The organism is Mesorhizobium helmanticense (assembly GCF_003034915.1).
GTDB classification, from domain to species: Bacteria; Pseudomonadota; Alphaproteobacteria; order Rhizobiales; family Rhizobiaceae; genus Mesorhizobium; species Mesorhizobium helmanticense.
The window spans coordinates 291487-304697 of sequence record NZ_PZJX01000024.1 but is presented as its reverse complement, the minus strand read 5'-3'; the positions used below and the strand labels follow the sequence as shown (position 1 = coordinate 304697).

12 protein-coding genes are annotated in these 13211 nt (G+C 59.0%); 6 read left to right on the top strand and 6 right to left on the bottom strand.

Annotated elements, in window-relative coordinates; all coding sequences use genetic code 11:
* The first annotated feature begins 64 nt into the window (after positions 1-64).
* Positions 65-1507, top strand: a complete 1443-nt coding sequence (locus C9427_RS11185; protein WP_107649211.1) for a GMC oxidoreductase — start codon at positions 65-67, stop codon at positions 1505-1507.
* A 13-nt stretch (positions 1508-1520) separates the two neighbouring features.
* A complete protein-coding gene (locus C9427_RS11180; RefSeq protein ID WP_006325262.1) occupies positions 1521-1970 on the top strand; it encodes a hypothetical protein in 450 nt (149 codons plus the stop codon).
* 141 nt (positions 1971-2111) lie between these two features.
* Here C9427_RS11180 and C9427_RS11175 read toward each other — a convergent pair whose 3' ends face one another.
* The 5 genes from C9427_RS11175 to C9427_RS11150 form a co-directional block, all read right to left on the bottom strand.
* The gene (locus tag C9427_RS11175) at positions 2112-3443 is read right to left on the bottom strand and encodes a UDP-glucose dehydrogenase family protein (protein WP_107649210.1); all 1332 of its coding nucleotides are present in this window, start codon (positions 3441-3443) and stop codon (positions 2112-2114) included.
* An 81-nt stretch (positions 3444-3524) separates the two neighbouring features.
* Positions 3525-4346 (bottom strand): endo-1,3-1,4-beta-glycanase ExoK, encoded by an 822-nt coding sequence (gene exoK / locus C9427_RS11170; protein WP_425351642.1) that lies wholly within the window; start codon positions 4344-4346, stop codon positions 3525-3527.
* Between the two features lie 225 nt (positions 4347-4571).
* On the bottom strand, positions 4572-4970 hold the full coding sequence (locus tag C9427_RS11165; RefSeq protein ID WP_107649208.1) for a single stranded DNA-binding domain-containing protein: 399 nt from the start codon (positions 4968-4970) through the stop codon (positions 4572-4574).
* Between the two features lie 286 nt (positions 4971-5256).
* A complete protein-coding gene (locus C9427_RS11160) occupies positions 5257-6270 on the bottom strand; it encodes a glycosyltransferase family 2 protein (RefSeq protein WP_107649207.1) in 1014 nt (337 codons plus the stop codon).
* Positions 6271-6613: 343 nt separating this feature from the next.
* Positions 6614-7009: a hypothetical protein gene (locus C9427_RS11150; protein ID WP_245437049.1), complete on the bottom strand. Its 396-nt coding sequence runs from the start codon at positions 7007-7009 to the stop codon at positions 6614-6616.
* Positions 7010-7489: 480 nt separating this feature from the next.
* On the opposite strand from C9427_RS11150, the gene C9427_RS11145 reads away from it, so the two are divergent.
* The 3 genes from C9427_RS11145 to C9427_RS11135 all read left to right on the top strand — a co-directional run bounded on the left by C9427_RS11145 (position 7490) and on the right by C9427_RS11135 (position 10392).
* The gene (locus tag C9427_RS11145) at positions 7490-8167 is read left to right on the top strand and encodes a sugar transferase (RefSeq protein ID WP_107649204.1); all 678 of its coding nucleotides are present in this window, start codon (positions 7490-7492) and stop codon (positions 8165-8167) included.
* 148 nt (positions 8168-8315) lie between these two features.
* Positions 8316-9542 (top strand): polysaccharide biosynthesis/export family protein, encoded by a 1227-nt coding sequence (locus tag C9427_RS11140; RefSeq protein WP_107649263.1) that lies wholly within the window; start codon positions 8316-8318, stop codon positions 9540-9542.
* Between the two features lie 91 nt (positions 9543-9633).
* Complete coding sequence (locus C9427_RS11135) at positions 9634-10392, top strand: class I SAM-dependent methyltransferase (RefSeq protein ID WP_107649203.1); 759 nt, start codon at positions 9634-9636, stop codon at positions 10390-10392.
* A gap of 238 nt (positions 10393-10630) precedes the next feature.
* Here C9427_RS11135 and C9427_RS11130 read toward each other — a convergent pair whose 3' ends face one another.
* Complete coding sequence (locus C9427_RS11130; RefSeq protein ID WP_107649202.1) at positions 10631-11908, bottom strand: O-antigen ligase family protein; 1278 nt, start codon at positions 11906-11908, stop codon at positions 10631-10633.
* A 255-nt stretch (positions 11909-12163) separates the two neighbouring features.
* On the opposite strand from C9427_RS11130, the gene C9427_RS11125 reads away from it, so the two are divergent.
* Complete coding sequence (locus C9427_RS11125; protein ID WP_107649201.1) at positions 12164-13090, top strand: TIR domain-containing protein; 927 nt, start codon at positions 12164-12166, stop codon at positions 13088-13090.
* Positions 13091-13211: the final 121 nt, after the last annotated feature.

The following is a 13211-nucleotide window of genomic DNA, read 5'->3' as shown; positions in this document are numbered from 1 at the left end:
CGGCACGAAGGAGTGGCACGAAGGCCGTGATGAACGCGCTTGTCCCAAGAAAGGGTTTTATCTGATGGTGCTGGACGTCAGGCCGGACAAAATCGCCAACGACCATTTCGATCTCGTCGCCATCGGTTCCGGTTTCGGTTCGGCCTTCTTCCTGCACGGGTTCGCGAGGCGGCGAAAGGCCCGCATTCTGGTTCTGGAATGGGGCCGACACAACACGCATGAATGGCAGCTCGACCGGAACGCCAACACCGACATCGACGATGAGACGACCTACAAGACCAATTCCGACAAGCCTTGGAATTACACAATCGGATTGGGCGGCGGCACGAATTGCTGGTTCGCGCAGACACCACGCTTCCATCCGAACGACTTCAGGCTGAAAAGCCTTTACGGCATCGGCAACGACTGGCCGATCGGCTATGACGAGCTGGAGCCGTTCTACTGCGATGCGGAAGACGTCATGTCGATCTCCGGCGATCCCGACATGGCGGCGATGATGCCGCGCTCCAGGCCGTTTCCGCAGCCGCCACACAACATGTCGACGCCGGACCGGATGATGAAGGCGGCGCAGCCGGACCAGCACTTTGTCATGCCGACGGCGCGGGCGCGTGTACCGACGGCGCAGCGAACCGCGTGCTGCGCCAATTTGCGATGCGGCCTATGCCCGGTCGACGCAAAATTCACCGTCAACAATGGCCTGATGCATGTCTTCGAGCATCCCGACGTTTCGGTCTGCCTCGGCGCCGAAGTGCGTCGTCTCGAGCAAGTCGGCGGATCGGTCCGTTCGGTCACATTCATGCACGAAGGCAAGGAATACCACGTCACCGGCGATCTCTTCATTCTCGGCGCCAATGCCATCCAGAGCCCGGCGATCATGTTGCGCTCCGGCCTGTCGGGCGAATTCGTCGGCCGCGGCCTGCACGAATCCTACGGATGGAATTTCGAAGCCTATCTCGACGGTGTCGACAATTTTGGCGGCAGCACCATCACCACCGGCTTGAATTTCGGCCTTTATGACGGCCCCCATAGAGCCGAGCATGCGGCAGCCCTCGTCTATTTCGAAAATCGCTGGCAGCACGGGATGCGCCCGGAAAAGGGGCGTATCCGCCAGACGCTTCCTCTTGTCATCGTGACCGAGAATCTGCTCGATCCCGAAAACTTTGTCACCCTCGACAAGGCCGACAACGCATTCGTCAGTTTCAAGGCACCGTCGAACTATGCCGTCGAAGGCATGGCGCGGGCGCTGGAGAAATTGCCAGCGCTTCTCGCGCCGTTGCCGGTCGAGCAGATATTCGATCGCGGCATCCGGCCAACCGAGTCGCACGTCCAGGGCACATTGCGGATGGGCTCGAGCCCGGCGGATTCGGTCGTCGACAGCGACATGATCCACCATCAGCTGCGGAACCTGGTTGTCGTCGGCACCAGCACCTATCCAAGCTGCTCCTGCGTCAACCCAAGCCTGACGGCGGCTGCCCTCTCCTTGCGGGCGGCGAGCCGGATAGCATGAAAGGAGACGTCAGATGATCGAGGTTTCGCGACGCGCGGCGCTGGCCATCCTGGCCGGCGGGGTTGCTTCGTCAGGTATTGCCTACGCCGCCGTTTCCTCGCTTTCGGACGAGGACCTGGTGCGGGTCACGCTCGAAAAATACTTCGGCAAGCTCAACATGCGTATCGAACATCTGCAGCAATTCGTCCTGGAATTCCGGAATCGCAATCCGTGGATATTTCCAAACGAAAAGCTGGGCGATGCCGTCACTCTGCTTGAGGAGCTGAAACTGGGAGCCGCACGCCAGTTGCTGCCCGAAGAGAAAAAGCAGGATCTCAGGCATTTCGACCGTTGGGTGATCGCCGAATTTCATATGCTGACCGACTACGCCTGGCGCAGTTCGCCAAACGACCCGATCCGGTTTACCGGCTGGCATCCATGCACCAACCCATTCGCCAATTTCGAGATGCGCCAGGACGCCTAAAGCGCGTAGCGTTCGACCGGCCTCATGCGACGCGCTTTAGGTTCTTGTTTTTATGCATGTCGTTACCGCAAAACCGCTGCACACTTTTGCGCGACATGCCTTGGAATCCGAAGCCCTGACGCCGGTCGTTACCGCAAGGCCTTATGCCGCCATCCTGCCGATCGAGTGGTATTCGATGCCGTGGCGGGCGATGACCTTCGGGTCGTAGAGGTTGCGGCCATCGAAGATGATAGGCGTGGTCAGCGCATCCTTCATCGCATCGAAGGACGGGGCGCGGAAGCTCTTCCACTCGGTCGCGATCAGGAGCGCATCGGCGCCACGCAGCGCTGCCTCCTTGGTCCCGCACAAGAGCAGATCGTCACGCAGCCCGTAGATGTGCTGGCATTCCTGCATCGCCTCAGGATCGTAGGCCTGCACCTTGGCGCCGGCCTTCCAGAGCGCTTCCATCAGGACGCGCGCCGGCGCCTCGCGCATGTCGTCGGTGTTGGGCTTGAAGGCCAGGCCCCACAGCGCGAAGGTCTTGCCCTTGAGATTGCCCTTGAAATAGCGGTTCACCTTGTCGAACAGAACCGACTTCTGCGCGTTGTTGCGCTCCTCGACCGCGCGCAGCAGCTTGGCATCGAATTTGACGCCTTCGGCGGTCTTGATCAGGGCGCGCACATCCTTGGGGAAGCACGAGCCGCCATAGCCGAGGCCCGGGTAGATGAAGTGGTAGCCGATGCGCGGATCGCTGCCGATACCCTTGCGGACCTCCTCGATGTCGGCGCCTAGCTCCTCGGCCAGATTGGCCATTTCGTTCATGAAGCTGATCTTGGTCGCCAGCATGCAGTTGGCCGCGTATTTGGTGAACTCGGCGCTGCGCACGTCCATTACGATCATCTTCTCGTGGTTGCGGTTGAACGGGGCGTAAAGCTCGCGCATCACCGCCTCGGTGCCCTCGCTGCCGGTGCCGACGATGATGCGGTCGGGCTTCATGCAGTCGGCCACAGCGGAGCCCTCCTTGAGGAACTCGGGATTCGAGGCGACGTCGAAGGCGAGATCCTCGCGACCGCGCGCCTTCAGCGTGGCCGCGATCCTGGCCTTGACTTTTTCGCAGGTGCCGACCGGCACGGTCGACTTGCCGACGACGATCTTGGGTGCGTCCATCTCCCGGCCGATGGTCTCGGCGACGGCCAGCACATATTTGAGGTCGGCCGAACCGTCCTCGCCCGGAGGCGTGCCGACGGCGATCATCTGGATCTCGCCATGCTTGACCGCCGCGACGGCGTCGGTGGTGAACTTGATACGGCCGGCCGCATGGTTCTCCTTGACCAGGTTTTCGAGCCCGGGCTCGTAAATCGGAATCAAGCCCTGATTGAGCCGTTCGACCTTTTTCGCGTCGATGTCGACGCACACCACCTGGTGACCGACTTCCGCAAGCACCGCCGCCTGCACGAGGCCGACATAGCCAATTCCAAAGACCGTCAGATTCATTCGGTTTCATTCCTGTTCAAGGCTTCGGACCGTTTCCGGTCCGGCCGGTTCAGATGCGTTTTTCAGGGCGTGTTTTCACGGCTAGTTCGTTATGCCGCATGCCAGCGATTCCGGAAACTGGCACGGTTGGCCTAGTGCGGTAAATGCGACGCGATCCACCTGCATGGTGAGCTTGCGACCCGGATCCGAAAACGGGCCCATCCAGCCCTTCATCGTATCGCTGCCCCAAAGGCTGAAGAATATCTTTTGCGCATGGCTGGGCAGCTTTGCCGGATCGGTAATGGTGTGCACAAGCTTGCCATTGACGTACCAGCGCAGCCTGTCCTTCTCCCAGACGAAGGCATAGTCGTTGAAGGCCTTGTCGGCGCCGCCTTCGACATCGACCAACTTCTCGTTCTTGCCCTTGCCGGCAATATAGGCGTTGACCTGCACCTTGGACGTATCCTTGGTCAGGATCTCGAAATCGATTTCATCCCATGGCTGCTTGTCGGAGGGACCGATATAGGAAAAGAAGGCCGCGTTGAGGCCGGATCCGGTGTCCGTCTTCATGCGCGCCTCATAGGTGCCATAGCCGAAGCGTTGCTTGGTCTGGATTTCGGCGCAGGCAAAGTCGCGATCCTTCAGTTTGCGCTTTTCGAAGCCGAGCGTCAGCATGCCGTCGGAAAGCTTGACCAGGTTCTTGGACCAGATGCAGTTTTGAAAAGCGCCGTTGCTCCAGCCGTCGGCAATATACCAGCGCGAACGGTCGAATTTGCTGAAATCATCGACGAATGATGGTGCGCTTTGGATATCTTGGGCACGGGATGGGGCCGGGCCTGCAATCAGGCCGCCGAGAGCGACCAGCACAAACGCCCCAATCGAGGATAGCCGTCTCCCTTGCCTGATCCAGCGCAGGAACGGCATTCGGCCGGTTGATGGGTCGCCGGTTGTTGGAGTGCCAGTTGTCGGAGTGGACGTGTTCTTCGGATTCGCGCTCATACCAAACTCACCTTTGTGCTGTGCGCCCCCAACCCAAAGTCGATATTCAAACCGTGATGAAACAAGCTGATCTTGACCCTTCGTCCAGCCCCGCGCCTGGCCTCTTGCTCCAGCGTCAGCCTGTTGCCTGCGTCGGCCAGGATCCTGGCTTCAGCCCGCGCCGGCAGCCGGCTTGGCCAGAGCGGCCTTGGTAGTGGAGCCATGCTGGGCGTTCTGGTCGAAGATTTCATCCAGCGAATGACGGATGTCCTTCATCAATTCGTTTTGACGGGTGAGCGCTGAAATCCGGCGCTCGCAATTCAGGATCGACTTCGTTAATTCACTGACTTCCGCCGAACTGCTGGAGGACGCCGCTCCATTCTCCATCGCCTCGACCAGGAAGGCCGCGTTGGTGGCCTTTGTCCGGTAGCGGCTCTCAAGTCCGCTCTTTTCCGCTTCGACCTCGGCGGCAATCTGGTCGAACAACTTTGCCAGGCGATCCAGACGCGCAATGTCGGTCCGCCTGTCGCGGGCCGGATTCCTTGATCTGAAACCGAATATCGAAGCCATATGCTCCTCTCACTGGGAGATATTTGGGGCCGTTTCGATCGGCCAACCAGAATTGCTGCACCGCAACATACAGTGCCATCCCAGGAGCGAGTAGGCAACCACCTAAAGCGTGTCGCGCCTGAAGAAATTCACAGGCTTTGCGTTAAGCTTTTGTTTTTATGTAGTTTATACGCAAGAATGGCTGCGCCCCCAGGCGTCACGCATCAGACCGAAACTCGTGAATCCCGGCCGAGACGGCGAGGTAAGAAGCTGATGACATGAGGGGCAAAGCTCTGGCGCGAACCGCTTACCTCTCGCTGGCCGCGCTGGTTGCGGTCATCAGAAAGCGCCGGGGCGGCACATGCTGGTGCTTTGAGAAGCCGATGTGGCGGAACAGCGCCTCCAGCTTGTCGGCAGCCACGCCGCGAACGATGGGGACAAGATTGGACTGACTGGCAAGCGCATAGCGCGCCGCCGACGCCAGGCCTCGCTCGGCCTTCACGTCGAGGAAATTCCGCAGCCGGTATTTGTCGCGCACATGCCGCTCGTGCCTTCTGAGCACGGCTTTCGAACCTTCCGGCAAAGTGTCGATCGCCAGCAGCGCCAGATCCGCATCGGCCAGGCGTTTGAGATCCTGGGTCTTGTGCCGGCCACTCAGCGAATCGGCGCGAACGATCGCCCCATAGCCACAGGACCTGATGACCTTGAACCGCGCCCCGCATGCGACTGCGCGCGCGTAGAGTTCGTAGTCTTCGCCCAGACGCAGGTTTTCGTCGTAGCGCAGCCCATGCCGATCGAGGAAGGCACGGCTGATCACCGGTTTGAGGAAGCCCAGTTCACCCCTCTGCACACGGCGCCTGGAAATGTTGCCTTCGATGAAGCGCTCGAAATCGAGAAACTCCGGATCGGCCGAAAACCGTGGGGCCACGATCTTCGAGACATCGGTCGCCGCATCGTCCCGGATCAACATGATGTTGTCGGCGGCGAAATCCCAGTCGGCGCCAGCGAACAATTCGCCAAACCTGCCCGTGAGAAAGAAATCGTCGGCGTCCAGAATGCTGATGAACGGCGATTTGGACCTGGCGATCGCGGCGTTGCGGGCGAAGGAAGGGCCCTGGTTGACGTCGAAGCGGATGATGCAAAGCCGGCCACTGCCATCATCGGCCGCCTGAGCGACCTTGGCCGTGTCGTCGGTGGAGGCGTCGTCGACGACGACAACTTCCGCCACCTCCGGTTCGCGCAAAGCCGATGCGATGGCGGCCGGGATTGTCCGCGCTGCGTTGCGGGCGGCGATGATCACGCAGACCTGGGATCCTGTCATGGCTTGGCCTCTCGATTGCACAGGTGGCTCCGAATTTCCTTCCCCCGTCCCAATGCCCGATATCATTGCCATCGACTGCCCGGCCCATCGCTGCCGGCGTCGGCCGACGCTTATGCTGCAAGTGCTATGCTGCAAGTGCGAAGCAAAGCATCGCCAAAATCATTCGCGCCGTCCAGTCTTTCCTTTCGGTGCCGCTATGGCGCAGATCGGCTGGGGCGAATACCCGCGGCCAGCGCGCGTTGCCACTTAGATAGGCAGCCGGTGTTGATTGCGAATCAATCCAACGTCAAATGAATGGTGTTGAATGCCGTGAGCGGGCAGTCGTCCCAGCGCGGACTAGCTCTCAGCGCAGGCTTCGCCTGGCGCTGAACTTCTCGCCATCGGACGCTTCGGCCGAACCCAGTTTTCGTCCAGCGTCGCGAATCTTGTCAGCCGGTGTCGGGGCGTTTCTGGCAACCATGATGAAGACCAGCAGAAAGTAGCCCAGTTGGATGACAATGGCGCAGCCGATGACGCGAAAAAGCGTCGTACTGAACGAGGCGCCACCCAAATAGGACCAGGCGATCACGATCGCCAGGGCGAAAATCATGCCGACGATGAATTTTGGTAGCGACATACCCCACAGCCTGTCAAATCTGCTCGGGCATAAATCGATGATTGACCCACCCCGAGCCTCCCTTCGCCATGCGAGCTTATCAAAGCGCCCGCTTTTCGGCCGGTTGCTTCCGGCCTTTCCCAACTGTCCATACTCCGACAGAAACCAATTGCAATTCTATTAGGGCGTGCAATAGCCGGCAAGGCCAACCACAAAGAAATTTGAATGCGCTGGCCAGATCGACTCTGCCATGTTGCGACGCACACATTAGCATCAACGCCAACGACCGGATATGAACTCCCTTCAGTAAGATCTACAATATTGATTAGTATTTTACGTTAAAATCCATCTATATTTTGCATCTGTATGGCGTCATGATGCTCTCAACTGCCGCACAAAGAGCGATCAGCCCAAAATCCGTCCCAAAAAAGCACTAGATTTTTCAAAGTTGCCCAAAATGCGTCACACGTATGCCGTAAAGGGCAAATTTTGTGCAGGATCAGTTTATTATTTAGTCAATTCATGACGTGACTATTTCAGGCCGGCGGGAAATTGTGTGTTGCGCTGCACCATTTTTTTGGTATCGTGCGCCGAACCATCCGTTCCACGTATGGAGACTAAAGAATGAGGGACATCGCCAAGCCGGCCAATGCGGATTTTTCGGAGGCCGGCATCGATTTTCCGCCACCAATCGGCGGTCTCATCAAGCGCAGCTTCGATATCGCCGGTTCCGTGATTGGGTTGATTGCTCTCAGCCCATTGTTTTTGATGGTCGCGCTGCTCGTCAAATTTTCCGACGGCGGTCCGATTTTTTACGGTCACAGCCGAATCGGCCGGGGAGGACGGATTTTCCCGTGCCTCAAGTTCCGCACCATGGTTCAGGACGGCGAACGGGTGCTGGCCGCACATCTTGCAGCCAATCCGGACGCCAACGCCGAATGGATAGCGACCCGCAAGCTGAAGGACGATCCGCGTGTGACGCGTGTCGGCGCCGTGCTGAGGAAGCTCAGCCTCGATGAACTGCCGCAGATCATCAACATACTCCAGGGTGATATGAGCCTTGTCGGGCCGCGCCCCGTGGTGCGTGACGAATTGGAGATCTATGGCAACTCGGCCGTCTACTATCTGAAATCGCGTCCCGGTCTGACCGGGCTGTGGCAAGTCAGCGGGCGCAACGATGTCTCCTATGACAGCCGTGTCGCCTTCGATCGCCACTATGTCGAGAACTGGTCGCTGTTCGAGGACATTCGCATCATCATCAAGACCGTTCCTGCGGTCTGGATGTCGCGAGGCTGCTACTGACCGGGCTTGCCCGCATCGAGAGGCGAGCCTGCCTAGACGGCAAGAATTCTGCAGCAAGCTAAATGGGTGGGGCCAGAGCGGATCGGAAAACGTTCAGTTGAAAACAGATATCTTCGAGATCTCCCGCGCCGGCATTCTTGCGAATCGCATGCGGCGGAAGTGGCTTACGGCCATGTGCCTCTCGCTGGCGATTGCCGGTCCCCAATTTGCCGCCGCCGACGAATACCGCCTCGGATCACAGGACAAGCTGACCATCCGCGTCGCCGAATGGCAGACGGTCGAGGGCACGTTCCGCGACTGGTCGGCCGTCAACGGAGAGTACACGGTTGGCCCGGCCGGAACATTGTCGGTGCCGTTCGTCGGTGAAATGCCCGCATCAGGCAAGACCACGGCCGAGATCGCAGCCGCGATCGGCCAGGCGCTCCAGCGCAAGCTCGCTTTGGCGGACCGGCCGGAAGCCTCCGTCGAAATGGCGCAGTACAGGCCGTTCTACATTTCCGGGGAGGTCCAGACGCCCGGCCAGTATCCTTACGTGCCGGACCTGACCGTCCTGAGGGCGATGAGCATCGCCGGCGGTGTCCGACGGAGCCCCGAAGGACAGCGGTACGATCGCGACATGATCAATGCCAAGGGCGATTTTGACGTTCTCCAGGACCAACGGGTCCGACTGACCGTCAGGCGCGCGCGCATCGAAGCGGAGATCGCGGACAAGCCGGCGTTCGACGTGCCGAAGGAGGTGGCCGACGATCCAAAGCTTCCCAGCATCGTCGCCGACGAAATGGCGATCCTGACGGCCGACCAAAAGAAGCTCAAGCTACGCCTGCAGGCGCTCGACGATCTGAAGGCGTTGCTGCAGAGCGAGATCGAATCGCTGCAGAAGAAGATCGTCAACCAGCAGCGGCAGGTCGACCTGGCAAAGGAACAGCTGAACGGCATCGGCTCGCTGGCGCAAAAGGGCCTGGTCGTCAACACACGGGTCTTGAATTCACAACAGACGATCGCCGACCTGGAAGGCCAGATCCTGGACTACGACACGGCCATCCTCACCGCCAAGCAGTCGATCAGCAAGGCCACCCAGGACGCCATCGATCTGGAAAACACCCAGAATGCGGGACTGGCCGCCGACCGGCAGCAGACGGAAGCCGATCTCAGCGAAACAATGCTCAAGATGAGCATGCAAACAGGCCTGATGTCCGAAGCCATGTCGGGGAACCCGGCGTTGCAACGCTATCGCGACGGCGAAGAGCCAACATTGTCGTTTGGCCTGGTTCGGGTGGTCGACGGCAAGACCAGCGAAATCACTGCCAGCGAAGACACGCCTGTGCTGCCCGGAGACGTGATCAAGGTGAAACTGGCGCCAGTGGCTGTTCAATAGGTTTTTCGACCGGCGTCGAACAGAGGAGTAATTACGCTGCAAGGAGATGTTGTGCTTTAGTTTGCAACTCGAATCCGAGGGGAACTTTGTCATGCATAGTGAAAGGGACGCAATCGTCGATAGAGAAAGAGAATTCCACAATCTCAGATTTGGTCAGGAGGAGGATCCAAGAGGGAGTCTGGACAAGTGGTATCGAACAATTCGCCACGGTGCTGAACGTCAAGACGAGGAAATAAAACGCCTTTCGAAAAAGGCGGACGTGCTCGAGTATGGTTGTTCCGATGGCGGATGGTCCCTGCATTCCCTGCATCTGCCCGGTCTTTGCCGATCTCTGGCGGGGATCGATATTTCGGACGTAGCAGTAAACAAGGCGAACGAACGAGCGAGTAAGCTGGGAAGCACGAACGCTACATTCCTGGCGATGAATGCGGAAGCCATGTCCTTCGAGGACAACAAATTCGACCTGGTGTATGGACGCGGGATCATCCATCACCTGGACCTGGATCGGTGCTTTTCCGAGGTGGTCCGTGTCTTGAAGCCGAACGGCGTGGCGTCATTCTACGAGCCGATGGGACACAATCCTCTCCTGAATGCCTATAGAAGGCGGACACCCCTCATCCGCACCGCTGATGAACATCCTTTGTTGACTTCGGACTTCGCATTGGCTCGCCGCTATTTCAGCAATGTCCAGGTGAAATATTTTGGCCTGTGCTCAGTAGGAAGCGCGCTGATGCCGCGAAGCATCTCGGAGACCGTCTACACAGTTGGCAAAGCTGTCGATTCAGTCGTTCTGACGCTTCCCTTTGTGAAGCGGTTCGCATGGTATGCGCTTCTAACCCTTAGGGCTTGATCAACGGGCGGCAAGCCCAACTCGGGCGAGTGTGAAGGAGCAACTGCCTCCCGAAGCTGCCTGCGATAGTTGTTTGGCCTTGGCGCTATTGGGCGGCGTCTTCAATAATGCTGTCTGGCGTTGAAATCGGGCCACAGCGTAATGGAGCTGGGTCCGTGGTCCCCCAAATGCCCCCAACGAAGCCTGGTTGCGGGAAATCCTGCCCGAAAAATTCGCGAAATTGTGGCGTCCCAAGATATTAAGGCCTTGCTTGGCCCCCTGCGGTTTCTGGTTCTGCGAGGTTGGCTGTGGTCCACCGGGGACGGGCGAAAGGCACCCTAAGCAGCTTGAAGTAGCTGTAATAGAGGAGGAAGGAACCCATGATGTAGGGGTTGAAGGTATCGATCTCGACGAAGGACCGGATAACCAGAAGCACCATCACACCGGCAAGAATTACGGACTCGGCTTGCCATGTCCTGAATATCAATGCCGATATGTGGCCCCACAGCGTGCGCAGGATGATCAGCGAAAGCAGCGTCGCGCCAATATAACCTAGCTCGACAAGGGCTTCGATATAGGTGTTGTGGAAGTGGAAGCCGGCTCGGGTTGTGATAAAGAATTCGTTCCAGAGCCGCTCGGCCTCGGCGAAACCCTGCACCCAATAGGCCGCGTAGCCGACGCCGAGGATCGGCGATCGCTGCGCGGCATTCCAGCCCTGCTGCCAGAGATAGGTCCGTCCGGTGAGCGTGGAATCCTTGCCAAAGATGCCAAGGACGAAATCCAGCAGTCCCGCATTGACGGCAACCAGCGCGGCCGTGACCAGTCCGCATGCGCCGACGAGGAAAATCACCCGTCGATAGCGGAGCGAAAGCGTCTTGGACATGGTAAGCAGGGCCACCAGAGCGAGAACCGCCGGTATCGAGGCCGTCGAAGTGGCCGAATGTGCAGCGACCAGCAGATAGGTTGACAGAACGACGACCGGCACCGTCAGGAACAGGCTCAGCCGGCCGCGTCTGAGAAAGACCAGGTAGACAACGCAAAAGTAGATGCCGAGAGACGCGACAAAGCCGAGCTGGTTCTTGGAGCTGAACGCGCCGACGAAATTGTATGTTCCGTCGAGCCCGTCATAGGAATAACCGCCGACCATGAGCGAATAGAGCAGGACGAAAAAAATCCCGATCAAGGCGCCGATCGTTAAGGTCCGGGCGCTGACGGTACGCGCGGCGATGTAGGCACAGGCAATATGGGAACAATACTGGAGCGCAGTCCTGGCTGTGATGCCAGGGGCATCCGACCAGAACACCGAGAAACAGACATAGAACGCAAAAATCAGCGGAAGCCAGGCACTGGACACGCCCCGCAGCAGCCGCCGGTAATCCACCAGGATGAGAGGCAGCCAGACCGCGTAGTAGGCCAGGATCAGTATCTGGCCAAAAATGCTGGAGTAGGAAAATGCCCAGACGGAAACGGCAACGGCAAATGCGCCGTAGACCGAGTTCTTCTCCGGGTCGATCAACAAAGATTTTGGAATCTTCATCTCGGTAGCGGATTCCCGATCATGCAACTCCACGCAGTTCGGCGCCGATTCGCCGCCGCGCCCCTCAGGGCATTTCCATTGTGCAGTGCAATATAGCCCAACCTCCGCCATCTGTCACCCAAAAGACGGCTTTTGACCGAGCGCATGCCGATCGACCGGCGTGGCGCGACCAGACGCCGGGCTTGCCAACAGCGGATGGAAAAGAGAAATAGAAATAATTGGCAGACACTGGTTACGCGGGGCTGGAGGGAACGGATGGACAAACCTCGAATCTTCCTGGGCTCGTCGGGAAAGCAGAAGAAACTGCTGCAGGCGCTGACACGCGGCCTCGAAGACATCGCGAATGTGGAGCCCTGGACGACGTCCTTCAATCCCGGGACGACCACCTTGGGGCGCCTCCTCGAACTTACGCGTGAAGTGGAATTCGCCGCTTTTGTGTTCGCTCAAGACGACTGGACCAGCGCGAGCCAGCCGGCCTCTGCTACAGCATCGGCTCAGGCTTCTCCGCGAGACAATGTGGTTTTCGAGGCCGGCCTTTTCGGCGGAGTCCTTGGAATGCGCAGGACGTTCATCCTCCATGCCAATGGTTCCAAGCTTCCAAGCGATCTGCTCGGCCTCACCTCCGTAAGGTATGGCGAAGCGACGACCGGCGCGGAGATGAGGGCAATCAACCAAAAGCTCCGCAATGCGATCGAGAATGAAGGGCGCATCGCCCGCATAGAAGGCCTCTGGTGGCAGTTTTCCCTTTCGGAGCGCTCCGCAAAAGAACCCTCCGCCGTGAGTCTCCTGCGCATATCGAGAGACCGCGATGGTGCGCTGGAGGTGACCGGCCGCTCATGGCAAGAGAATGGCAGTCTGTCAGCCAGATACTGGAGCGAAGCAGTGAAGGAGAGAAAGGAGCCTTCCGGTATCTTCTACTTTTGGAATGGAGAACGGCCCTTGGACGCGAACGCGTCGCAGTTGTACGGGACAGGAGAGATCCGGCTGGAGTCGGCCGATCGCGCGTCCGGTTACTTCACCACGCGAGCCGACACACAGCCAAAACTGAACGCGCGCACCTCCGGGGTCTACTTGCGCGCCGATCCGGACGATCTGAGCATCCTGGATGGGCGCGACAATCAGCGGCGCGTGGAGTTGATCGCGGAACGGCTAAGCCATTGGCAATCGATCAAGAATGGCTGAACCCGGTGCGCATGGGAGTCGCTCCGACCCGTTCGATGCTTGACCCTACAGCGCGTTTCGATTGCCCTCCCGGCCCATTGTGAACCCGTTCTGAGGCGCCAGATCCCGGCTTGCACTTGTC